Origin of the sequence: Bradyrhizobium diazoefficiens, assembly GCF_016616885.1 — a bacterium.
Taxonomy (GTDB): domain Bacteria; phylum Pseudomonadota; class Alphaproteobacteria; order Rhizobiales; family Xanthobacteraceae; genus Bradyrhizobium; species Bradyrhizobium diazoefficiens_F.
This window is the reverse complement of the sequence record NZ_CP067102.1, coordinates 3,912,295-3,934,870: the sequence shown is the minus strand read 5'-3', so window position 1 is coordinate 3,934,870 and position 22,576 is coordinate 3,912,295. Positions and strand designations below refer to the sequence as shown.

General features: G+C 65.0%; 18 protein-coding genes and 1 pseudogene. 8 read left to right on the top strand and 11 right to left on the bottom strand.

Translation table 11 applies throughout. The annotated features are described in order from the left end of the window. Positions 1–2: 2 nt before the first annotated feature. Both JJC00_RS18150 and JJC00_RS18145 read right to left on the bottom strand, forming a co-directional pair. The gene (locus tag JJC00_RS18150) at positions 3–3,347 is read right to left on the bottom strand and encodes an AAA family ATPase (RefSeq protein WP_200473836.1); all 3,345 of its coding nucleotides are present in this window, start codon (positions 3,345–3,347) and stop codon (positions 3–5) included. A 242-nt stretch (positions 3,348–3,589) separates the two neighbouring features. Beyond that, complete coding sequence (locus tag JJC00_RS18145) at positions 3,590–4,093, bottom strand: DUF6163 family protein (protein WP_200473835.1); 504 nt, start codon at positions 4,091–4,093, stop codon at positions 3,590–3,592. A gap of 124 nt (positions 4,094–4,217) precedes the next feature. On the opposite strand from JJC00_RS18145, the gene hemB reads away from it, so the two are divergent. Continuing rightward, positions 4,218–5,279, top strand: coding sequence for a porphobilinogen synthase (gene hemB, locus JJC00_RS18140; RefSeq protein ID WP_200473834.1), 1,062 nt, complete (start codon positions 4,218–4,220; stop codon positions 5,277–5,279). A 5-nt stretch (positions 5,280–5,284) separates the two neighbouring features. Here the strand turns inward: hemB and JJC00_RS18135 are convergent, their stop codons facing one another. After that, positions 5,285–5,920 carry a DUF6151 family protein gene (locus JJC00_RS18135; RefSeq protein ID WP_200473833.1) on the bottom strand — a complete coding sequence of 212 codons (636 nt, stop codon included), beginning with the start codon at positions 5,918–5,920 and terminating at the stop codon, positions 5,285–5,287. A gap of 196 nt (positions 5,921–6,116) precedes the next feature. Between JJC00_RS18135 and JJC00_RS18130 the strand changes: the two are divergent. Both JJC00_RS18130 and JJC00_RS18125 read left to right on the top strand, forming a co-directional pair. After that, positions 6,117–6,658, top strand: a pseudogene (locus JJC00_RS18130) (RDD family protein). Positions 6,659–6,762: 104 nt separating this feature from the next. Next, positions 6,763–7,539 (top strand): arginyltransferase, encoded by a 777-nt coding sequence (locus tag JJC00_RS18125; RefSeq protein WP_200473832.1) that lies wholly within the window; start codon positions 6,763–6,765, stop codon positions 7,537–7,539. A gap of 5 nt (positions 7,540–7,544) precedes the next feature. On the opposite strand, the gene JJC00_RS18120 is transcribed toward JJC00_RS18125, so the two are convergent. Continuing rightward, positions 7,545–8,909 carry an Nramp family divalent metal transporter gene (locus JJC00_RS18120; RefSeq protein ID WP_200473831.1) on the bottom strand — a complete coding sequence of 455 codons (1,365 nt, stop codon included), beginning with the start codon at positions 8,907–8,909 and terminating at the stop codon, positions 7,545–7,547. Positions 8,910–9,079: 170 nt separating this feature from the next. On the opposite strand from JJC00_RS18120, the gene JJC00_RS18115 reads away from it, so the two are divergent. Further along, positions 9,080–10,324, top strand: coding sequence for an MFS transporter (locus JJC00_RS18115; protein WP_200473830.1), 1,245 nt, complete (start codon positions 9,080–9,082; stop codon positions 10,322–10,324). On the opposite strand, the gene JJC00_RS18110 is transcribed toward JJC00_RS18115, so the two are convergent. Further along, complete coding sequence (locus JJC00_RS18110) at positions 10,325–11,584, bottom strand: adenylate/guanylate cyclase domain-containing protein (protein WP_200473829.1); 1,260 nt, start codon at positions 11,582–11,584, stop codon at positions 10,325–10,327. A gap of 155 nt (positions 11,585–11,739) precedes the next feature. On the opposite strand from JJC00_RS18110, the gene JJC00_RS18105 reads away from it, so the two are divergent. Further along, the gene (locus JJC00_RS18105; RefSeq protein ID WP_200473828.1) at positions 11,740–12,897 is read left to right on the top strand and encodes an MFS transporter; all 1,158 of its coding nucleotides are present in this window, start codon (positions 11,740–11,742) and stop codon (positions 12,895–12,897) included. A gap of 31 nt (positions 12,898–12,928) precedes the next feature. Continuing rightward, entirely contained in the window at positions 12,929–13,120 is a 192-nt protein-coding gene (locus JJC00_RS18100; protein WP_200473827.1) for a hypothetical protein, read from the top strand. Here JJC00_RS18100 and JJC00_RS18095 read toward each other — a convergent pair. The 3 genes from JJC00_RS18095 to JJC00_RS18085 form a co-directional block, all read right to left on the bottom strand. After that, positions 13,117–13,995, bottom strand: a complete 879-nt coding sequence (locus tag JJC00_RS18095) for a DMT family transporter (RefSeq protein ID WP_200473826.1) — start codon at positions 13,993–13,995, stop codon at positions 13,117–13,119. The genes JJC00_RS18100 and JJC00_RS18095 overlap by 4 nt on opposite strands. Positions 13,996–14,104: 109 nt before the next feature. Next, entirely contained in the window at positions 14,105–14,746 is a 642-nt protein-coding gene (locus tag JJC00_RS18090) for a glutathione S-transferase family protein (RefSeq protein ID WP_200473825.1), read from the bottom strand. 32 nt (positions 14,747–14,778) lie between these two features. Continuing rightward, on the bottom strand, positions 14,779–15,621 hold the full coding sequence (locus JJC00_RS18085; RefSeq protein WP_200473824.1) for an N-acyl homoserine lactonase family protein: 843 nt from the start codon (positions 15,619–15,621) through the stop codon (positions 14,779–14,781). Positions 15,622–15,863: 242 nt separating this feature from the next. On the opposite strand from JJC00_RS18085, the gene JJC00_RS18080 reads away from it, so the two are divergent. Beyond that, a complete protein-coding gene (locus JJC00_RS18080; RefSeq protein ID WP_200473823.1) occupies positions 15,864–16,682 on the top strand; it encodes a chromate resistance protein ChrB domain-containing protein in 819 nt (272 codons plus the stop codon). Then, complete coding sequence (gene chrA, locus JJC00_RS18075; protein ID WP_200473822.1) at positions 16,682–18,067, top strand: chromate efflux transporter; 1,386 nt, start codon at positions 16,682–16,684, stop codon at positions 18,065–18,067. Before JJC00_RS18080 ends, chrA begins: the two co-directional genes overlap by 1 nt. Positions 18,068–19,089: 1,022 nt before the next feature. Here the strand turns inward: chrA and parC are convergent. From parC to recO, 3 genes are all read right to left on the bottom strand, one after another. Further along, positions 19,090–21,348: a DNA topoisomerase IV subunit A gene (gene parC, locus JJC00_RS18070; RefSeq protein ID WP_200473821.1), complete on the bottom strand. Its 2,259-nt coding sequence runs from the start codon at positions 21,346–21,348 to the stop codon at positions 19,090–19,092. A gap of 60 nt (positions 21,349–21,408) precedes the next feature. Beyond that, positions 21,409–21,687 carry a hypothetical protein gene (locus JJC00_RS18065; RefSeq protein ID WP_200473820.1) on the bottom strand — a complete coding sequence of 93 codons (279 nt, stop codon included), beginning with the start codon at positions 21,685–21,687 and terminating at the stop codon, positions 21,409–21,411. Between the two features lie 113 nt (positions 21,688–21,800). Further along, entirely contained in the window at positions 21,801–22,553 is a 753-nt protein-coding gene (gene recO / locus JJC00_RS18060) for a DNA repair protein RecO (protein WP_200473819.1), read from the bottom strand. Between the last annotated feature and the right edge of the window lie 23 nt (positions 22,554–22,576).

Below are 22,576 nucleotides of genomic sequence, written 5' to 3'. Positions count from 1 at the left end.
CCTCATTGCGCCAGATCGAGGAGCAGAGCCCTGGCGTCTTTCAAGTCGCGCGTGTCAAAGCCTTCAATGAACCAGCCGTAGACGGCCGAGAGGAGATCGCGCGCATCGGTGCGTTTGCTCTGGTCGCGCCAGAGCCGAGCGAGGTCCAGGGCCGCACGCAGCTCCCAGAACTTTGCGCCCTGTCGCTGCGCCACTTCGAGTGCGCGGCGATAACTGTTCTCTGCCGCGGCATGCTCGCGCTTGGACAGCAGTAGCCTGCCCCGCATCCGGTGTATTTCGGCCTCGATCCAGCGCTCGTGTGTCGTCTCAACCAACTTCTCGGCCTCGGCGAGATGATCGAGCCCTTCTTGCGCCTGTGCCGCCATTCCGTAAGCTTCGGCGAGGGCCGTCAGAAAAAAGGGAACCATCAATTTGCGCCCCCCTGCGCGGCACACTGTCAGCCCCTGAAGGAGCTGCGGGATGCCCTCCGCGGCTTGCCCCAGGCCGGCCAGACACCAGCCGCGCATGATGTTTCCGATCGCCAACGAGTCGCGGAAGCCATGCTCGTTCGAGACGGCCACGATCTCGTTCGCTGACGCAAGCATCGTATTGGCTGATTGAATTCCATCCAGCGCCCAGTCGCCATACCAGGCCTGGCGTAATGCGAAGGCCCGCATAAAGGGCGAGAGCCGTTGCGACTCGGTCAGAGCTTCGTCCCGCCGCGAACGCGCCAGGTCGAGATGACCGAGGCAGAGCAGTGTCCGGAAAAAATGGATCATGGCTCCAACGTATGGATCCTCCGCCGTCGGCGCGAAGGCTCGATACATCGAGTCCCATAACGAGAAAGCACTCTCATGGTAAACGCGGACGTCAGAGAACTTGCCGAGGTAGAAGCAGATGTTCCCACTGATTTGCGACCCAAAACACCTCCACATCGCGTCGTCCCCGGCCTCGCGCAGGTGACGTAGCTCCCCGGCGTGGTGCTCCGCTTGCTCCAGCTCGCCACGGACGATGCGAAACAAATATTGGCCGTAGAGGACAAGTCCCAGTTGCTCCGGTCGCTTTAGTTGCTCGCAGAGTTCACGCGCGCGAGCGTAGACCTCCCCGGTCTCAACCTCAGCCAGTCCCTTCGTCGTCTCCAATGCGTGTCCGAGCGCGATCTGCAGATCAAGCTCCTGCTCCCGGCGTGGGGCGCCGTCGGACAGACCAGTGAGGATGTCGAGACCCTTCCTAAGCTGTGCCACCGCTTCGACCATGGTGCCCCGTGCAATGGCCTTCTGGCCTGCCTTGAGGCAGTAACCAACGGCCTTCTCGACCGAGCCCGCTTCCGCGCAATGCTGCGCCAGTCGCTCGGGCTGCATCTCCACGATCTCTGGAAATTGGCGTTCGAGGGTAGCAGCTATACTGCCATGCAGCTGCTGCCGCCGGGCGCGCAGCAAGGTGCCATACGCGGCATCCTGAACCAGCGCATGCTTGAAGGTGTATTGTGCATCGGGAGGAGTCCCGCGCCGGAAGATCAATTCGGCGTGCACGAGTTGTGCCAGGGCATCATCCAGTTGCGGCTGAGGCATAGACGTAACGGCGCTGATCAGCGCATGCGAGAACTGACGTCCGAGCGCCGCCCCGATCTGCGCCACTTCCCGCACCGGTGCCAGGCGATCGAGCCGCGCCAGCAACGAGGCGTTTAGTGATGTTGGGATGGCTAGTGCCGGCAATGGACCTGCCGCCACGTATCGATCGCCAAGATCGGTGAGGACACCGCTCTCGACCACGGCCTTGGTCAGCTCCTCGATGAATAAGGGGATACCGTCGGTTCGGGCAAGGATCTGTTGCAACACGTCGCTGGGCAGCTCCTTGCCGCCCGTGACCTGCGCGATCAAGGATGATCCTTCGGCTCGCCCGATGCGCCCGAGCTCAATGTGGGTCAAGTGCGCATAACCGGGCCAGGGGGGCCTGAACTCGGGCCGTGCCGTGACTAGCAATAGCACCGGGAGGCGCTGCACTCGCTCAATCGTCAGTGTCAGCAATTCGAGCGTAGTTGGATCGATCCAGTGTACGTCCTCATACACGACCAGGATGGGTTGGCGCGCCGCCAAGCGCTCCATGTACGCCAGGAGCGCATTCAAGGTGCCTTCCCTATGCTTTTGCGGGCTCAGTTGGAGAAGAGGATAGCGGCCAGCAGTCGGAATCGACAGCAATGCAGCGATGAAGCCGATTTCCTCGGGTGGCGTATTGGATTGAGCGAGTATAGCCTCCAATTTGGTGAGCTTCTCCGAGGCTGTGTCGTCGCGCGTCAAGCCAGCCGCCCGCTCGAATTGGCCGATCCAGGGGTGCAGCGGTGTGGACTGGTGATGTGGAGAGCAGAACTGCCGCAGCCGGGCATGCGGATCAAGTTGTAGATGCCCCTGGACAGCAGCCGTAATGCGAGACTTGCCGATGCCCGGCTCGCCGGTTAGGACCACCATGCGTCCTTCACCGGACTGGACCTGCTGCCAGCGCCGTAGCAGCAGCTCAAACTCCTCGGTCCGGCCGACGAGCGGCGTCGTCCGGCCCGAGCGCAACGCCTCGAAGCGGCTCTCTATGGAGCCACCCCGCAGCACCGCCCAGGCCCGCGTCGGTCCGGCAAGGCCCTTGAGATTCTGGGCGCCTAGGTCCTGAAGCTCGAAGAGATTGCCGAGCAGCTTCCGCGTGCCCTCGGCGATCACCACGCTGTCCGGTTCGGCAACCCCCTGCAATCGCGCGGCGAGGTTCGGGGTCTCGCCGACGATGCCGCGCTCCTGGGCTTCGCCGGATCCGAGCAGGTCACCGACCACGACCAGGCCGGTTGCAATGCCGACCCGAGTTTGTAGCGACGCACGGGTCTTCAGCATTCTAACCGCCGCGATCAGTTCCAGCCCCGCCCGTACGGCCCGCTCGACATCGTCCTCCAGAGCCGTGGGGTAGCCAAAATAGACGAGCACGCCATCGCCCATGTATTTAGCCACGAATCCGTTGAAGCGGCGCACGGCCTCAGCGACGCACTGCTGATAAGCAGAAATGATGTCTCGGAGATCCTCCGGGTCCATGCGGGTGGAGAGCGCGGTCGAGCCGACGAGATCCGTGAACATCACGGTCACCTGGCGTCGCTCGGCATCATGCTCGTGCGTCGGCTCGGGCGCGACTGCGGGCAACTGCGTCAGAGTGCTGGTGCCTGCAAGCCCACTGATCGCGCGCAGCATCTTCCGGCGATGGCCGAGCAAGACGCCGATATCCTTAAGGTCCTGATCCGTCAGATCCGGGACAACGGAGAAATCGATGCCGTTTTCAGCAAAGCGGCCTGCATACTCGGATAATCCAAGCGAGGCCAGCCAATCCGTGATCGTTGTCACCGGTTGCCTCCTCGCGGTTGCGCAGCGACCGGATGGTACATCAAAAAGCGATCAGCTAGAAGGGAACAACCGGAATTGACGGTGCAGTGCAATCATCGGTGCGCGCGACAGCCCCCGGGCGCGACGATGGGCCTACGCCGCTGTTTTGCCCGACGTGTCAACTGTCGTTGAGGCATCGCAGATGCATGCTTGCCCGCGACTGCTACTTTGCATGGGGTTGTTTTCGATGTTTTGGTCGGAGGCTACGGCGGCCGTTCGCGCGCGGCCATCCAGGCGAGCGCAAGATAGGCGGCGAGCATGAAGGCCTCGACGCCGACGACGACAAGGCTGCCGCCATAGATCCCGGGGAACATCAGCTCGATCACCGCCATCGAGACCACGGTCGTGAGCCACACCACCGCGCCCCAGGGCGTGGCAAGCCAGAGGCCGACGGCGGCGACGAGCTCGATTACGGCGAAGTAGATGGTCGAGGCCTGCCAGGCCATCGACTGGTTCTCGAACGCCTCGTCCTCGCCGCCGACGAAGCCCGTCACCTGCGCCCAGTGATAGAGGCCCTTGAGGATCGACAGCAGCGCCATCACCCGCAGGAACAGCACCAGCCGGCGCGTCCAGACATTGTCGTCGGACTCGGGGCGCTCCGACGAGATCGCCGCCACGGACATCGCATTGTCTCGGGCGCTGTCTCTGACGGCGTCCCTGGCATTGGCGCTGTCGCGGGCCGCATCGCGGGTGGAGATCTCGGACATGGCCCCCTTCTGGCTGGTTCGCCCCGCAAAATCAATCGGCAGCCCATCCCTTGCGCGAGGTCAAGCCGCGGTGACGGGAACCGTGCGAGCTGGTATAAGAATAATTCCAGCCGGAGGAAGAGTGATGGCGATCAAATACGGACGTCCGATCGAATTGCGCGAGGTTTCGGGCCGGGATGGCACGACAGCCTCCCCGGCCCTCGATCTGGCCATCCGTCCGCGCCGCAACCGCAAGGCCGAGTGGGCCCGCCGCATGGTGCGCGAGAACGTGCTCACCACCGACGATCTGATCTGGCCGCTGTTCCTGATCGACGGCAACAACAAGCGCGAGCAGATCGCCTCGATGCCAGGCGTCGAGCGTCTCAGCGTCGACCAGGCCGTGCGCGAGGCCGAGCGCGCCATGAAGCTTACCATCCCCTGCCTCGCGCTCTTTCCCTATACCGACCCCTCCTTGCGCGACGAGGAAGGCTCCGAGGCGACCAACCCGAACAATCTGGTCTGCCAGGCGGTGCGCGCGATCAAGAACGAGTTTCCCGATCTCGGCATCCTCTGTGATGTCGCGCTCGATCCCTTCACCAGCCACGGCCACGACGGCCTGATCGAGGACGGCAAGATCCTGAACGACGAGACGGTCGCGGTGCTGGTGCGCCAGGCGCTGGTGCAGGCCGAGGCCGGCTGCGATATCATCGCGCCCTCCGACATGATGGACGGCCGCGTCGCCGCGATCCGCGAGGGGCTCGACCGCAGCGGTCTGCTCGACGTGCAGATCATGGCCTATGCCGCGAAGTACGCCTCTGCGTTCTACGGCCCGTTCCGCGACGCCATCGGCTCGGCCAAGACGCTTGTAGGCGACAAGCGCACCTACCAGATGGATAGCGCCAACACCGACGAAGCGCTGCGCGAGGTCGAGCTCGATATCTCCGAAGGCGCCGACATGGTGATGGTAAAGCCCGGCATGCCCTATCTCGACGTGGTCCGCCGGGTGAAGGACACGTTTGCGATGCCGACCTTCGCCTACCAGGTCTCCGGCGAATACGCGATGATCGCAGCCGCCGCCAACAACGGCTGGCTCGACGGCGACCGCGCGATGATGGAGAGCCTCGTCGCCTTCAAGCGTGCCGGTGCCAATGGCGTTCTGACCTATTTTGCGGCGAAGGTGGCGGAAAAGTTGACGGCACGGCCCTGAGCTGCTCAACGCGCCGCTTGTGCCGTCCGCTGGGGCCCACACAACGGACGTAGTGCCTCGCGTTGCTCGCGCGACAGCACGGCGACTGGATAGATCGGCTCGCGCGTCTCCCGCTTGAAGAACGGATGCGGCCACGTCTTCCCGCGCAACCGCCACCCCAGCACCTTGCCGATGGCGCGCAGGATAAGGGAGAGATTAAGTCCCGTTGAGCCCGCCGGTGGCTCGCCCACCGCGTACTTGCCGAGAATGGCGCCGATCGGCGATCCGGCGACCTCGTCAACTCCCGGCGTGCCGCCCTCGAACGTCGCGGCCACGATGCCCACAAAGGGAACGGTCGGCGAGAGCGTGTTGCCGACCGGTGTGTTGCAGCAACTTGCATACCACCGGTAGAGGCCTTTCGGGGTCAGCCGCACCCCCGCAATCCGGTTCTGTCCCTGCACGAACGAAAGCGTAGATGGCGCGATCTGGACAATGTCGCTGCCACCTTTCGCATTCAACAGATCGGCGCGGCCGAGTTGATGTGCAAAGGCCTGACAGTCGTCGCAATAGCAGACCACGCGATTGACGGTCCGCGGCGACACGCCCGTGACCACGGCGCGCACCCCGCCACAGCAGCAACGCATTTCGACCTGATCACGCATGAAATGTTCCTTTCGGGGGACAGAAATTTGCGATCTCGGCCCCGGCCGCAGCATGGTGCAAATCACGGACCGCACAAGCGCTCGGCCGCCGAATCGCCGGAATATTTTGCGGTGTTGATGCACCAGCAGCCTTGGCGTGCGGTCGCAGGGTTCCCATGTGCTGCGGGTGAGATGTCCGTAAGTGGAAGGGAAGCTCATGTCTTATTCGGGTTCGCCAAATGACAGCGGCGCCTGGCGCAGTGACGGCGCGGCTCACGCCTACGATCCCTACCAGCATCCGGAACTGTTCCGCGGCGTCGCGACGCGGCGCGTGTTCGCATTCCTGATCGACATGGTCGTGATCTCCGTTCCCGTCATCCTCGGCTACATCTTCATCGCCTTGTTCGGCGTGGTGACGCTCGGCATCGGCTGGGCGCTGTTCTGGCTGGCCTGGCCGGCCTCCGTGATCTGGGCCATCGTCTATTACGGCGCCTGCATCGGCGGCCCTTCGTCCGCGACGATCGGGATGCGGATCATGGATCTCGAGTTGCGCACCTGGTACGGCGCGCCCGGCTACTTTGTCCTCGGCGCCACCCATGCCGTGCTGTTCTGGGTGACGGTCTCGTTCCTGTCGCCGTTCGTCGTGCTGGTCGGCCTGTTCACGGCCGCCGGCGCCTGTTGCACGATTTCGTGCTGGGAACGGTCGTGATCAACAATTCCGTTCGCGCGCCGGTGCCGCAGACGGCAAGGACCTACTAACCAGGATCCGCTAAGCTGACTGATCTGACCTGCCAAGCGGACCGATTGACCGGGGGCTTTCGTAGCGCGATGCTGATACTCAGTTCGGAGGCCCACGACGTCCCTTGACCCAACACTCGCGCGACACCCCACAGTTTTACCTCACGGCGCCGTCCCCCTGCCCGTATCTGCCAGGCCGGCACGAGCGCAAGGTGTTCACGCACCTCGTGGGTGATCGCGCCGGCGACCTCAACGACCTCCTGACCCATGGCGGGTTCCGCCGCAGCCAGTCGATCGCCTACCGGCCGGCCTGTGACCAGTGCCGGGCCTGCGTCTCCGTCCGGGTGATCGCCAACGAGTTCCGCCCCTCCCGCAACTTCCGCAAGGTGATGGCGCGCAATGCCGACATCATCGGCGAGCAGCGCAGCGCGGTGCCGACCTCGGAGCAATATTCGGTGTTCCGCGCCTATCTCGACGCCCGTCACCGCCACGGCGGCATGGCCGACATGACCGTGCTCGACTACGCCATGATGGTCGAGGACAGCCATGTCGAGACCCGGATCATCGAGTATCGCAAGCGCGGCCCCGACAGCGGCATCACCGGCCGCGGCGAGGAGCTGATCGCGGTCGCGTTGACCGACGTGCTCAGCGACGGCCTGTCGATGGTCTATTCGTTCTTCGAGCCGGGCCAGGTCAGCCGATCGATGGGCACTTTCATGATCCTCGACCACATCGCGCGCGCCCGCCGGCAAGGCCTGCCCTACGTCTATCTCGGCTACTGGATCGAAGGCTCGAAGAAGATGGACTACAAGGCCCGCTTCCTGCCGCAGCAGCGCCTCGCGCCATCAGGCTGGCTGCGCGTCGACGCACAGGGTGATGCGGCGTCCGAGCCGCAGGATTAGCGCGGTCACCCGAACAGCGCGTCCGCCAGCAGCTTCACGTTCAGAATCACGATCACGCCCGCGACGATCCACGCCGTCGCGGCGACCGAAGCCGATATCGCGAACTGCCCCATCTTGCGGCGGTCGGAGACGAAGCGGACCAGCGGGATCACCGCGAAAGGCAGCTGCATCGACAGCACGACCTGGCTGAACACGAGCAAATCCGCCGTGCCGCGCTCGCCATAGATCGCGGTGACGACGATCACCGGAACGATGGCGATGCCGCGCGTGAGCAGGCGGCGCGCCCAGCTGGGCAGGCGCAGGTCGAGAAAGCCTTCCATCACGATCTGGCCGGCCAGCGTCGCCGTGACGGTTGAATTCAGGCCTGACGCGAGCAGCGCCACCGCGAACAGTGTCGAGGCGATGCCGAGGCCGAGCAGCGGCGAGAGCAGCTCGAAGGCCTGGCCGATCTCGGCGACGTCGGAATGGCCGCTCTTGTGGAAGGTCGCGGCCGCCACGACGAGGATCGCGGCATTGATGAACAGCGCCAGCATCAACGCGACAGTCGAATCCGTCGTCGCCCATTTGATCGCTTCGCGCCGCCCCTCGTCGTTGCGCGCATAGGCGCGCGTCTGCACGATCGACGAATGCAGATAGAGATTATGCGGCATCACCGTCGCACCGATGATGCCGATCGCGATGTAGAGCATTTCAGGATTGGTGAAGATCTCGGTCTTCGGCACAAATCCCATGAGCATCTCGGCAACCGGCGGCGCTGCCGCGGCAAGCTGGACCGTGAAGCAAACGGCGATCACGACCAGCAGCGCGATGACGAAGGCCTCCAGGAAGCGGAAGCCGCGGTTCATCAGAATGAGCAGCAGAAAGGCATCGAGCGCGGCGATCAGCGCGCCGCCGATCAGGGGAATGCCGAACAGCAGTTTCAGCGCGATCGCGGTGCCGATCACCTCGGCGAGATCGCAGGCGATGATCGCCGCTTCGCAAGCCAACCAAAGCAGGAAGTTCACGGCCGGCGAATAGCTCGCGCGACAGGCCTGCGCGAGGTCGCGGTCGGTGACGATGCCGAGCCGCGCCGCCAATGACTGCAGCAGGATCGCCATCAGGTTCGAGAGCAGGATGACGGACAGCAGCGTGTAGCCGAACTTCGACCCGCCGGCGAGGTCGGTCGCCCAGTTGCCGGGATCCATGTAGCCGACCGAGACCATGTAGCCCGGGCCGACAAAGGCCAGCAGCCGCCGCCACCACGCCCCCGCTGCGGGGATGGCGACCGTGGCGTTCACCTCGGCCAGGCTCTTCGTCGTTGGCGCGTCGCTGCGCCAGCCCACTGCGTCCTGGGCCAGTTCTTGGGTGAGATCGGGCGATCGGACATCCATGCTGGCACAATACCGATGTCGAGGCTTATTGCAACTCATTTGCAACTGCATCTAGCCGCATCGGTTCCCATTGCTGCCCTGGTTTATCCCTGCCCCTGTCGGGAAGCGGGTGGGTTTGGCCGTCCCGGAGGTCGATACTGGCGTCAACCTGACTTTGCAGGAAATGCGCCATGTCAAATCCGCCTCGCCTCCCCGGCACCTTCAACCGCCTGGCCTGGTCCAACCTCGCGGCGCAGTCGGCCGAGCAGATCGCCTTGGCTGCGGCCCCCATCGTCGCGGTGCTGACATTGGGTGTGGCTGAGGGCCAGACCGGCCTGCTCCAGACCGCCCTCACCCTGCCCTTCGTCCTGTTCGCCATTCCGGCCGGCCTGCTCGCCGACCGCATCTCCCGCCGCTCGCTGATGGCGGGTGCCGAGGCGCTGCGGGCCGCGGCGCTTGCAACCATTGTGCTGCTGCTCGCACTCGGGACGCTCAATCTGCCGCTGCTGGCGCTGCTCGGCTTTGCCGCCGTCTGCGGCACCGTGGTCTACAGCGTCGCCGCGCCGGCGCTGGTGCCCTCACTGGTGAGCGCGGAGCTGTTGCCGGCCGCCAATGCCCGGATCGAGCTTGCCCGCACCATCGCCTTTGCCAGCGGCCCTGCGCTCGGCGGCGCGCTGGTCGGCTGGTGGGGCGCGAGCCCGGCCTTCGGCTTTGCCGCGGCGCTCTCGGCCATCGCCGTGGTGTTGCTCTCCGGCATCTACGAGCCGGCGCGGACGCCCGCGCCGCGGCGCCATCCGTTCCAGGACATCCGCGAGGGCGCGGCCTTTGTCTTCCACCATCCGCTGCTGCGGCCGGTGTTCATCACCCAGTTCATCTTCAACACCGGCTGGTTCCTGCAGATCGCGGTGTTCGTGCCTTACGCGGTGCGCCATCTCGGCCTGACCGCCGCCGGTGTCGGCACCGTGCTGACGATGTACGGCGTCGGCATGGTGATCGGCGCGCTGTTCGCCACGCGCGTGATGAAGCGCATCGCGTTCGGCATCGTGGTCGGCCTCGGCCCGGTCACCGGCTTCGTCGCCGCGGTCGTGATGGCGCTGACGGTGCTGGTGCCATCGCCGTGGCTCGCGGGTCTCAGCTTCTTCCTGCTCGGCCTCGGCCCGATCCTGTGGGTGATCTCGACCACGACATTGCGCCAGTCGGTGACGCCGCCGCGGCTGCTGGGGCGCGTCTCCGCGATCAACATCATGAGCTACGGCGCCCGCCCGCTCGGCTCGGCGCTGGGAGCCATCGTCGGCGGCCTTTACAGCGCGGAAGCGTGCCTCTATTTCGCAGCCGCCGTGTTCGGCGTGCAGGCGCTGATCATCTGGCTCTCGCCCGCGGTGGCGCTGGATCGGCAGCCGGCCATGGTGGGGGACGAAGTGCCGGCGCGGTGCTAACTAACTCGCCAGATATCGCTCGTAGCTCCCCGTCATCGGTTCGCTCGCTTCGACTTCGGGATCGAGCGTGTAGAGGTCCTGCGCGCGGCCGATGCCGCGCAGCGCATAGCGGCCGGTGGAGACGAGATAGCGGCGGCCGGAAGCGTCCAGGCCCTTGTAGAATTCCGCCGACGCCAGCAGCTCGCGATCGACCGAGCGGCTCATCGAGGCGATGCGGCTGACCTCGTTCACGGTCGGACCGACCACGGTGAAATCGAGCCGGTCCTCGCTGCCGATATTGCCGTAAAAGACCTCGCCGACATGCAGGCCGATATAGGCTGATGTCGTCGGACGGCCCTCCGCCGCCCGGCGTGCATTCAGCGCCGCGACATTCTTGCGGAACAGGTGCTCGGCCCGTAACGCGGCCCGCCGCGCATCCGCCATATCTTCACCCCAGAACATCGCAAGCACGCCGTCGCCGATCAGCTTCAGCACGTCGCCCCCGCCATCGTGGATCGCGTCGATCACGGCCTGGGCATAATCGTTGAGGAACGGGATGATCTCGTCCGGGCCGATGCTCTCGCTAATCCCGGTCGAGCCGCGCAGATCCGAATACCAGAGCACGGCACTGATGCGCTCGGTGACGCCGCGCGAGATACGCCCGCGCAGGACCTGCTCTGAGGCGTCGCGCCCGAGATAGACGCGCCCCAGCGTCCGAACAATGTCGACCTGCTGCGCCGACTTGATCGCGAGTCCCAGCACCGGAACGAGATCGCGCAGCGCGGCGAGCTCGGCTTCCGTAAAGCCATCGTCGCGTCGCGTCGTCCAGTAGGAGTAGAGGCAGTCCATCTGCCCGAGCGCTCCGGTCTCGCCGAAACGATGCACGAAAGCCAGGAAATGGCGGTGACCCGTTTCGGCGAGGTCGCCGATTTGCGAGAAATCGAGCGAGGGCGCGTCGGCGAGGTCGATCACCATCTCGTCGTGGCCATGCTCGAGCAAATGATAGAACACCGAGCGGCGCCAGTTCTTGGCCGCGTCGCCCTCAGCCGTCGAGCCGTATTCGACGACGTCGCTCTCGTTGGTCGGCGTATCGCTCCAGCGGAAGGCGCGGCCCTCGTAGATCGGATGCAGCGTATCGATGACGACGAGCCCGCGCGAGAGTTCCAGCCCCTCGGCGCGGCAGCGCTCGCAGAAGCCGCGCAGCAGCTCGGGTTCGGGCAGGCCGGTGAGCCCCTGGCCGGCCAGCCAGTTCATCAGCGCAAGGCGCGAGGTTAATTGCATACGCCAATATGGCGTGCATTCGTGACGAGCGAAAGGCCGGGCACAACCAAGGCTCCCGCTCGCAGCAGGTCGAATATGTCGAGGACGCTGTTGACGCGCACGCGGCTCGGGCCGCAAATGCAAGTGATGACACTGCCGACCAGACAAACGGCGACATGAGCCAGCGCCAGCTTCCAATCATCCTGGCGCTTGGCACGACGCAGACCCTGGCCTGGGCCTCCAGCTATTATTTGCCGGCCCTGCTCGCCGATCCCATGGCGCGCGACCTCGGCATCTCCACCAACTGGATCTTTGGCGCGTTCTCGGCCTCGCTCGTGATCTCCGCAATGCTGGGGCCGCGCATCGGGCGGCAAATCGATCTCGTCGGCGGGCGACAGGTGCTGTCAGCCTCGAACCTGACCATTGCCGCTGGCCTCGTCCTGCTCGGTTTCTCGCAATCCGTAGCCGTGATGGCGTTCGCCTGGCTCGTGCTCGGCATCGGCATGGCGATGGGGCTCTATGATGCCGCCTTCGCTGCGCTTGGCCGCATCTATGGCACCCAAGCTCGCGGCTCGATCACCGGCATCACGTTGATGGCGGGCTTTGCCTCGACCGTTGGCTGGCCGCTCACCGCCTGGGGGCTCGCTCATTTCGGTTGGCGCGAGACCTGCTTCGCCTGGGCCGCCGCCAACATCCTGATCGGCCTGCCTCTCAATTTCTTCATGCTGCCGGCGATCAAGGGCGCCAAGCAGGCCGCCGCGACGGCGGAGAAGCCGCACCTCCCGCTCGACCGGACCATGATCCTGCTCGCCTTCGTCTTTGCCGCGGTCTGGACCGTTACCGGCGCCATGGCCGTGCATTTCCCGCGCATTCTCGAGGCAACGGGCGCGACACATGTCGAGGCGATCGCAGCCGGCGCGCTGATCGGCCCGGCGCAGGTGATCGCGCGCATTCTCGAAGCGAGTGTTCTCTCCCGCTTCCATCCGCTGTGGTCGACCCGGCTCGCCTGCCTCACCCACCCGATCGGAGCTGCCGTCGTCGCCATCTTCGGCGCCCCCGCCGCAAGCGCCTTTGCGCTGCTGCACGGCTCCGGCAACGGCATTTTGACGATTGCGCGCGGAACGCTGCCGCTCTCGATCTTCGGTCCGAAGGATTTCGGCTATCGCCTCGGCATCATCGGCGCGCCGGCGCGGATGGCGCAGGCGGTGGCGCCGTTGGCCTTCGGCCTGCTGATCGACGTCATGGGTGCCAAGGTGCTGATGGTCTCGTCCGCCCTTAGCCTCTCGGCGCTGGCCGCGCTGTTCCTGATCCGCGCGGCGCCGCGGCCGGATTGACCGTGCCTGCGCTTTCGCGCACAAGCGCGGCATGACCGAAGACAAAAGCCCGCCCCGCACGTTCAAAGGTCTCCTGGGCTGGGCCATAACGCCGCCGCAGGCCTGGGGCGTCTATCTCCTCGCCGTCCTGCTGGTGTGGCTGCTCTCGTTCTATTCCGGCACCCTGAAGCCGAAAAATGCGCCGAACGCGAGCCCGCCGATGGTCACCGCGCCCAAGAGCTAGGCCGGCTTCGCCTCGCCGGTCGCGATCCAGATCCCGGCGAACACGGCAACCAGCCCGATCAGGAGATTTGGCGTGATCGGCTCCCCGATCAGCAGTGCCGCCAGCAAGGTTGCCGCAATCGGATTGACCGTCATCGTGTTGGCGACCCGGGTCGGCGTCGCGCGCGCCAGCGCCATGACCCAGAGGATGAAGGCGAGCGCACCACCGCCGGCCCCGAGATAGAGCCCGGCAATCCACTGCGCCGTGGTGAAGTGCGCGAGAGCGGCGAAGCTACCCTTCGCGAAACCCACGAGCACCAGCACCAAGGCGCCCGCGCCCATGCCCACGGTGAGAAAGCCGAGCGCGCTGGAGCGCTGCATCAGCGGCCGCGACAGCACGTTGTAGAACGCCATGCAGAACACCGCGCCGGTCATGATCAGCTCGCCGCGCCACGCGCCCGGCGGGCTCTGCGCGAGGCCTGCCGCTAACGCCGCAGCCACGCCGAGTACGGCAATGCCGACGCCCGCGATCTTGCGCGCTGTCAGCCGTTCCACGCCGAGGATCGCACCGACGACCATGGTGTGAAGCGGCAGCGTTGCCAGCGCGAGACTCGCGCGCGCGGCGGTCGTGTAGGAGACTGCGATGTTGTAGAGGATGAAGAACAGGCCGAAGAAGCAGATGCCGAGCACCATCACGGCCGGCCAGTCCGACCGCTGCGGCCAGCGCGCGCGAAGCAGCACCGCGCACGGCAGCAGGCAAAGGAAACCGATCCCCCAGCGCAGGATCGCGAGCATGACCGGATCGGCGCCGACGACGAGATAACGGGTGATCGCGGCGGCGGTGCCGCCGATGCTGCTCGATGCCAGCGCGATCGCGACCCCGAGGCACTCCCCCACTTTTCGCCTCCCATCCCGGAGCCTTTGCAGGCGCCTAGCACAACCCTGCTGCCACCACAGTGGCAACAGGAGTGCCGGCGCTCGGCCGGCCTCTCTGATGAAGCGAGCACTACAATCCCGGTGATCGCGCCGCCCAAGCCTTGGTGGCCTGACAGCTTTCCATCGCTCGGGCGTAGGCCGGGCGTGCCGTCGTGCGGGCGAGATAGTCCCGCTCGGGTGAACCGGGGACGTAGTTGCCGGTTCGCAGGCCAAGCAGGAGGGCGTAGCTCACCGAGATATCGGCAGCAGTGAATCGGTCGCCGGCGAGATAGGGGCACTCCGCGAGGCGGCGGATGACCAACCCCAGCCGGCTCTTGAAGGTCTCGAGTGCCCAGCCGGTAACCCGGGCATGGCGCTCGGTTTCGGGCGCCAGCTCGCGACCGACGAAGACGGCGTTCATGGGCCCGGCGAGCCCGGCCTCGCCTAAGTGGAGAAATTGCAGATAGGAAGCGAAGGCGGGATCGTCCGGAGCGACGGCAAGCGAATTTGAGCCGTGGCGGGCGAGCAGGTACTCGAGAATCGCGATCGATTCGACCATGATCGTCTCGCCGTCCTGTAGTGCGGGAATGAAGCCAGCGGGGTTGATCGCGAGGAAATCGCGATCATTCTCGACTGCCAACAGATCGACCGGGCGCAGCCGATAAGCCAATCCTAATTCCTCAAGCAGCCAAATAACACGGAAGCCACGGCCTTCGCCATAGACGGTGAGCATAGCTAAGCGTTCCTGGATTATGAGTTCACGGCCTACTCGTAAAACTCCGGCGACATCTTCTGGCTGTCGCGCTGCGCCTTGTCGTGGTTGATCCAGAGCTGCGCTTTCTCCTTGGTCAGCGTGTCCGCAATCTTCTGCATCGAGGCGAGCGACTGGTCCTTGCTGACATTGTTGACGGGAACGCGCCGGTTGTCCCAATTGTTCTTGAAGTGAACGGCGTCGCCGGACAGCACGACCGCGCCGGTCTTCGGCAATTTCACCAGCAACGACTGGTGCCCCGGCGTGTGGCCGGGCGTCGACAGGATCGTCAGGCTGCCATCGCCGAACACGTCCTTGTCGCCCGACAGCAGCTCGACAGGATGCGAGGGCTTGAAGCGCGGCTCGTTGTTCGCACCGGGCCAGTCATATTCGGCCTTCTGCACATAGAGCGTGGCCTGCGGGAACATCTCGACATTGCCGATGTGATCGGGGTGGGTGTGGGAGACGCCCATCGCCTTGATGTCAGCGGGCTTGACGCCGATCTGCTCGAGCTGCGACGCGAGCGTCTTCGGCCGCTTCCAGGTCACCGCCTTTGGATCGGCAGGCGCAAGCCCGTTTGGCATCGCGGCGACCGCGTCGGGAATGCCGGTGTCCCATAGGAACCAGCCCTGAGTGTGCTTGATGAGATAGCAGGTATCGACGAAGTCCATCGACTGGCCTTCGTTCACCCCGGGTGACCAGCGCCCGATGTCGCCAGCAACGCCCTCCCCACAATTCATGATGTAGAGCTTCTCGACCCCGGATTTTTCCGACTGCGCGAGCGCGGTCTGGCCGAACGACGCGAGCGTAACAACGGCGAGAGCGAGCGTGATTTTGGACATGATCTTGGGCGTCATCTTGGTCCTCCCTGCAGCGCCTTCCTGCTGCGACCGAGGATCAACCCCGACCTCACCGCAGAATTCCGCCTCCACCCACTATAGGTCGCAATGGCTTATCTTTCTAACCTTCGATGCCAGTGAAACCGGCGATTGACAGTCCGACTGAGTTTCGATGTAATCAACGCGATGGGGATTTGAGCGATCTCCCCACGAGGCGACATGCCCAAGTATCGCGTCCCCTGATTTTTCGAGGACGCATCATGTCAACTTTCACGACCATATCATCCGATAAATTGGCGCGCCTGATTGGCACGGCCAACGCCCCTGTCCTGATCGACGTGCGGACCGAGGAGGATTTTGCCGCTGACCCGCGGTTGATCCCCGGCTCCATCAAGCTCAGCCACGACAACGTCTCCGACTGGGGCGCCGGCTTCGCCGGTCGCCGAGCCATCGTCTCGTGCTTCCGCGGCGAGAAACTCGCGCAGGGCACAGCGGCCTGGCTTCGCCAGCTCGGCGCCGAGGCCGAAACGCTGGAGGGTGGCTTCGAGGGCTGGAAGGCGGCAAAGCTGCCACTGCTCGACACACGCAAGCTGCCGCCGCGCGATGCCAAGGGACGCACAATCTGGGTGACGCGGGCGCGGCCCAAGGTCGACCGCATCGCCTGCCCCTGGCTGATCCGCCGCTTCGTCGATCCCAACGCGGTGTTCTTGTATGTCGCGCCGTCCGAGGTGGTCGCCGTCGGCGAGCGTTTCAATGCTGCCCCCTTCGACATCGAGAACGTGTTCTGGAGCCACCGCGGCGAGCTCTGCAGCTTCGACGTCATGATCGAGGAGTTGGGGATCGCGACGCCGGCGCTGTTGCGGTTGGCCACGCTGGTGCGCGGCGCCGATACTGCAAGGCCCGACCTCGCACCGGAGGCACCCGGCCTGCTCGCGGCCTCGCTCGGATTGTCGCGGATGTACGACGACGATCTCGAACAACTCGAAGCCGGCATGCTGCTCTACGACGCGTTCTATCGCTGGTGCCGCGACGCGACCGGCGAGACCCATAACTGGCCGACCAACAAGGTGAAGGCGTAGTGGATATCCGTAACGCCCAAGCAAAAGCTGATGCCGGTCACGGCATCAGCTTCGGCGAAGCCTTTCGCGTCTGGCTCCGTGTCGCGTCCTTGAGTTTTGGCGGGCCCGCGGGCCAGATCGCTGTGATGCATCGCATCCTGGTCGAGGAGAAGAACTGGATCTCCGAGGGCCGCTTTTTGCATGCGCTGAATTACTGCATGCTGCTGCCGGGACCGGAGGCCCAGCAGCTCGCGACCTATGTCGGCTGGCTGATGCACAGGACCGCCGGCGGGCTGATGGCGGGCGGGCTGTTCATCTTGCCGGGCATCATCGCCATCATGGGCCTGAGCTACATCTATGCGGCCTACGGCAATGTCAGCTTCGTCGAGGCGCTGTTCTTCGGGTTGAAGGCGGCCGTGCTCGCCATCGTCGTCGAGGCCGTGGTCCGCGTCGGCAAGCGGGCGCTGAAGAACCGCATCATGATCGCGCTGGCGGCGATCGCCTTCGTCGCGATCTTCTTCTTCGCGGTCCCCTTCCCGATCATCATCATCGCCGCCGGCGTGATCGGCTATGCCGGCGCACGCGCCGGCCGTCCGGAATTCGCACCCGCCGGTCACGGCCATGGCGGCAGCAACGCGGCGATCGACAGCATGCTCGGCGAAGCCGTGCCCGAGCATGTCCGTCCCGACACGGCGCGCACGATCCGCGTCGGCGCGCTATGGCTGGCGCTCTGGCTAATACCAGTGATCGTGTTGTTGCTCGCTCTCGGGCAAGGCAATGTGTTCAGCCAGATCGCGCTGTTCTTCTCGAAAATGTCGCTCGTCACCTTCGGCGGCGCATACGCCGTGCTGGCCTATGTCGCCCAGCGGGCGGTGGAGCATTATCACTGGCTGAAGCCGCAAGAGATGCTCGACGGCCTCGGCATGGCCGAGACCACACCGGGCCCGCTGATCATGGTGCTCCAGTTCGTCGGCTTCATGGCCGCCTATCGCGACCCAAGCGGCCTCTCGCCGATGCTGGCGGCAACCTTGGGCGGACTGCTCGCGACCTGGGTCACCTTCACGCCCTGCTTCCTCTGGATCTTCGTCGGCGCCCCCTACATCGAGCGGCTGCGCGGCAACACGGGACTCGCCGGCGCACTCGGTGCGATCACCGCCGCCGTCGTCGGCGTGATCCTCAACCTCTCGATCTGGTTCGCGCTGCACACGCTGTTCCGCGAGACCGTGCCGGTGCACGCCTTCCCGCTGGATTTTGACAGGCCGGTGCTGACGAGCGTCGATGTGCCGGCGCTCGTGTTGTCGATCGCGGCGGCCACCGCGATCTTCCGGTTTAAGCTGGGGATGCTGACGGTGCTGGCGGGCAGCTGCGCGGCGGGTGTGGCGTTGCGGATGATGGGAGTGATCTAGGGCCTGTACTACTCGCGGGCTCGTCGCGTCTGGCTTGCCATCGGAAGCCGACGTTGACGCCCACAGCGCTGCCTCGCGCTCGTCGATTCATCGAGCAACGGGACCATGGGTCACAAGCGGTCGATGATGACCAAGCGGGCGCCTTCCGCTTTGCTCTTAGACGCTGCCGTTCATGAGGCCGTCCTCAAAGCAAACGCTCCTCACCGCGCCCCCGTCGACCGTTACCCGTCGGGCAAAACAGCCGCGATCGGGATGATCCCACGCGTCAAGCCCCACCGCGCAAAATATTCCACTTTACCGAAATTCGGATTTGTCGTACAAGCGAAACACCCTGGCCCGAGACAAGGGGCGGATCGCGATCGTCACGAACCGCGGGCTGGGTAGCGATGGACGCGACGGCGTCGGGTGCGAGCGGCATTGCAGGGCGGCTTCGGCCGTGAGCGATTGCTTCGCGCCGACGACACGGCGCTGACAGCGTCTTCGCATGGCTTCGGGCGCGAGCACACGCCAGCTCCCGAAGATGCATGCGAAGACGTGCGCGGACGAACAAGTCGTGTGGTCCTGACGCCCGGGGTCTGTGCGTCAAGTCCTGTGGTGATGCCCACTGCCCGACCGGGCGGAAGCATCAGCTATCCGCAGGGCGACGGGGGCAATAGTGCATCGCTCCCCGAGGAGAGCACGAAGGACACGTTAAAACCATCGCGCAGGGAAGGCCGGGCGATCGGCAACACCTGTGGTCCACCCCGTGTGCATTTCTATGGCGCACGGATCTCGGGTGCCAGCCGGCGCCCGGCCTTCCCTGCGCCCTTGTCTCAATGAGGGCGCACCGTGAAGCAAAGCTCGGGCGGACGACGCCGCGAGAACGCGAAGATGTGCCTGTTATCTGAAATGTGAATTGGAGAACGATGGCCGCACCGCTTGCTCCGTCATTGCGAGCGCCGCGAAGCAATCCAGAGTCTTTCCGCGGAGGGATTCTGGATTGCTTTGCTACGCTCGCAATGACGACGTGGAAGCGATTGGCCCTACCCGATCACCTTGCCGAACTTGTTCGACTTCGGGAAACCCTTCGGCGGCAGGCGGCCGGCGTCGGCGCGGGTGCCCTGCCACTCCGCGAGCTCCTTCATGGTCGCGGAGAATTCGCGGCCAGCGGAGTCCTTCCAGGTCAGGCCTGCCTTGGCTTCGAACACAGCGACGTCGGAGAGACCGCCGTCCTTGTACTTCTGCAACCGCACGCCGCGACCGCGGGCCATCTCCGGCACCTGGTCGAGCGGGAAGATCAGCATCTTGCGGTTCTCGCCGATGACCGCGACGGTGTCGCCAATCACCTCGGTGACCGTGCGCGCCTCGTTCGGCATGTCGACGTTAAGAACCTGCTTGCCCTTCTTGGTGGTGCCGACGCAATCGTCCTCGTTGACGACAAAGCCCTGGCCCTCGTGGCTCGCGACCAGGAATTTGCGACCGCCCTTGTTGACGAACAGTGCGACGGGCGCGGCCTCCTGCTCGAGGTCGATGAACAGGCGGATCGGCTCGCCGTGGCCGCGGCCACCCGGCAGCTTCGCGACGTCGAGCGAGTAGAACTTGCCGTTGGTGGCGAACAGCAGCAGCTTCGAGGTCGTCTCCGCGAAGAAGGCGAAGCCGAGCTTGTCGTCCTGTTTGAAGGCGAGCCCCGAGAGATCCTCGACATGGCCCTTCATGGTGCGGATCCAGCCCTTGTCGGAGACGACGACGGTCACCGGCTCGCGCTCGACGAGGGCTTCCTCCATCGCAGCGAGATCGTGCTCGGGCGCGTCCGCAAAGGTGGTGCGGCGCTTGCCGAGCGGCGTCTTCGGTCCGAACATGTCACGGACCTTGCCGACCTGCTCGCCGACCTTCTTCCACTGTTCGGGCTCGGAAGCGAGGATCGCGTTGATGCCCTTGAGCTCGGCACGGAGGTTCTTGTCCTCAGTGCGGATCTCCATCTCTTCGAGCTTGCGCAGCGAGCGGAGCCGCATGTTGAGGATGGCTTCGACCTGCACCTCGGTCAGCTTGAACGCCTTCATCAACGCTGGCTTCGGCTCGTCCTCGGTGCGGATGATCCTGATCACCTCGTCGAGGTTCAGATAGGCGATGAGCAGGCCGCCGAGAACTTCCAGCCGGTGCTCGATCTGCGCCTTGCGGTAATTGCTGCGGCGGATCAGCACGTCGCGCAGATGGTCGAGCCATTCGCGCAGGCACTCCGCGAGCCCCACCACCTTGGGGACGCGGCCCTTGATCAGCACGTTGAGGTTCAGCGGGATCTTGTTCTCGAGCTCGGTGAGCCGGAACAGCGACTCCATCATCAGCGCCGGATCGACGTTCTTCGACTTCGGCTCGATCACGATGCGGACGTCTTCGGCCGACTCGTCCCTGATGTCGCCGACCAGCGGCAGCTTCTTCTGGTCCAGCAGCTCGGCGACCTTCTCGATCAGGCGCGACTTCTGCACCAGAAAGGGGATCTCGGTGACAACGACGACCCAGGCGCCGCGCGCGCCCTCTTCCTGCTCCCACCTGGCACGAACGCGGAACGAGCCGCGGCCGGTCGTGTAGGCCTCAGCAATCGCCTGCTTGGAATCGACGCAGATGCCGCCGGTCGGGAAATCCGGTCCCTTGACCCACTTCAGCAGCGCCTTGGATTTCGCGTCGGGCTTCTCGATCAGATGCAGTGCGGCATCGCAGAGCTCGGCGGCATTATGCGGCGGGATCGAGGTCGCCATGCCGACCGCGATGCCCTGCGCGCCGTTGGCGAGCAGGTTCGGAAAGCCGCCGGGCAGCACGACCGGCTCTTTCGACTGGCCGTCGTAATTGGCGCGGAATTCGACGCCGTCCTCGTCGATGCCATCGAGCAGAAGCCGCGCGACATCGGTCATGCGAGCTTCGGTGTAACGGTAGGCGGCAGGGTTATCGCCGTCGATATTGCCGAAATTGCCCTGGCCGTCGACAAGCGGATAGCGCGACGAGAAATCCTGCGCGAGGCGCACCATGGCGTCGTAGATCGCCTGGTCGCCATGCGGATGGAACGAGCCCATCACGTCGCCGACGATCTTGGCGGATTTCTTGAACGCCGTGCCGGGGTCGAGCCTGAGCAGGCGCATGCCGTAGAGGATGCGCCGGTGCACCGGCTTCAGGCCGTCGCGCGCGTCGGGCAGCGCGCGATGCATGATGGTGGAGAGCGCATACGCGAGATAGCGCTCCTCGAGCGCTTCGCGCAGTGGCACCTCATGAATTTCGGCCGGTTCTTCCGGCGGAACGATTCGTTTTCCCATGCCGCCCGGTTAAACCGTGGAAGCGAATCGGGCAAGGATGGATTGGTTCCCTGTGGGCGGCTACTGACCCGCCCAGCCGGCCGTCACAGTTGGCTGGACCTTGGTCGGGGGCGTCGCCGGCACATTGGCTACACAGCGGCGGGCGGCCTCGATTTCGGCCTCGATTGCGCCATGAGATCGCGCCCATGTCTCTGCGGCCGCAGCCGAATATTTCGCGACATAGTACCTGACGACGGTACAGGAAGCCCGCCGAAAGACCCCCGTTTGCGGCTCACCAACCATGGCGTCCGGCGCCAGCGCGAGCAGCGCTGCCGACAGCACGAATCCTTTGATCAACATTTAGGCTGTCCCAGTTGTGGAACCTGCGGAACCTGCGCCGGGGCCAACTCAACCCCGCCGACTTGGTTCCGGGGGAACGCCATGTCATGGGGCAGAGCAGAGGCGCACTCAGATCATGGCGCAGAAAGCGCCGCTTTGGCCTGCTGCCGGATCAGGGCATTGATGAAGCCGGCGCGCGCGTCGGAATGGACCTGCCCGCGCGGCTCCAGCACATGGCGCAGCAGGAACAGGCCGGTCAGCCGAAAGCCGTCCTGGAGATCCTCATCGGTGAGATCGTTCGCGGCTTTGCCCTGGCGCAGGAACGGCGGCAACCGCAACAACCGATCGCGCCACGGATCGCCCGCGCCACGCGATACCGCTCCGCCGGATTTCGGCGAGACATAGATCAGGTCGGTGGTCTCCCCCGTGACCGCACAGTTGTCGAGCGCCAGCCGGAACCCGAGCTCGGAGAGCATTGCCAGCTCGAAATGAATGACATGCACGGCAGCGCTGCCGATGTCGTCGAAATCGTCGAGCGAATGTTCGAGCATCGCAAAGATGTCCTCGTGCGGATCGCGCTCCGGCAGCAGCCGCGCAATCGAGGCCAGATGGGTGACGCCATAGACGCCATGGGACGATCCCAGCAGCGTCGCCGCGCGCAGCTTCAATCCCTCGATCGCAAAGGTGCCAAGATGCTCGTCGAGCCGCGCCCGCCACACCGCGCTGACGCTGTTGCCGGGCTGCAGCAGCGGTCGCATCCGCGAGCCGGCGCCACCGCGCACGAGACCGAGATGCCGGCCGTGCTGGCGCGTCAGCAGCTCGACGATGGCGCTACTCTCGCCATGCCGCCGCACGCCCAGCACGATGCCTTCGTCGGTCCATTCCATGGGGCGAAGTGTAGCGCAATTCG

Excerpts from the sequence above, each read along its gene's own strand:
- JJC00_RS18145 (WP_200473835.1), bottom strand. The coding sequence starts at position 4,093 with ATGTCCGAGATCTCCACCCGCGATGCGGCCCGCGACAGCGCCAATGCC.
- hemB (WP_200473834.1), top strand. The coding sequence starts at position 4,218 with ATGGCGATCAAATACGGACGTCCGATCGAATTGCGCGAGGTTTCGGGC.
- JJC00_RS18135 (WP_200473833.1), bottom strand. The coding sequence starts at position 5,920 with ATGCGTGATCAGGTCGAAATGCGTTGCTGCTGTGGCGGGGTGCGCGCC.
- JJC00_RS18120 (WP_200473831.1), bottom strand. The coding sequence starts at position 8,909 with ATGGATGTCCGATCGCCCGATCTCACCCAAGAACTGGCCCAGGACGCA.
- JJC00_RS18115 (WP_200473830.1), top strand. The coding sequence starts at position 9,080 with ATGTCAAATCCGCCTCGCCTCCCCGGCACCTTCAACCGCCTGGCCTGG.
- JJC00_RS18110 (WP_200473829.1), bottom strand. The coding sequence starts at position 11,584 with ATGCAATTAACCTCGCGCCTTGCGCTGATGAACTGGCTGGCCGGCCAG.
- JJC00_RS18105 (WP_200473828.1), top strand. The coding sequence starts at position 11,740 with ATGAGCCAGCGCCAGCTTCCAATCATCCTGGCGCTTGGCACGACGCAG.
- JJC00_RS18100 (WP_200473827.1), top strand. The coding sequence starts at position 12,929 with ATGACCGAAGACAAAAGCCCGCCCCGCACGTTCAAAGGTCTCCTGGGC.
- JJC00_RS18090 (WP_200473825.1), bottom strand. The coding sequence starts at position 14,746 with ATGCTCACCGTCTATGGCGAAGGCCGTGGCTTCCGTGTTATTTGGCTG.
- JJC00_RS18085 (WP_200473824.1), bottom strand. The coding sequence starts at position 15,621 with ATGACGCCCAAGATCATGTCCAAAATCACGCTCGCTCTCGCCGTTGTT.
- JJC00_RS18080 (WP_200473823.1), top strand. The coding sequence starts at position 15,864 with ATGTCAACTTTCACGACCATATCATCCGATAAATTGGCGCGCCTGATT.
- parC (WP_200473821.1), bottom strand. The coding sequence starts at position 21,348 with ATGGGAAAACGAATCGTTCCGCCGGAAGAACCGGCCGAAATTCATGAG.
- JJC00_RS18065 (WP_200473820.1), bottom strand. The coding sequence starts at position 21,687 with ATGTTGATCAAAGGATTCGTGCTGTCGGCAGCGCTGCTCGCGCTGGCG.
- recO (WP_200473819.1), bottom strand. The coding sequence starts at position 22,553 with ATGGAATGGACCGACGAAGGCATCGTGCTGGGCGTGCGGCGGCATGGC.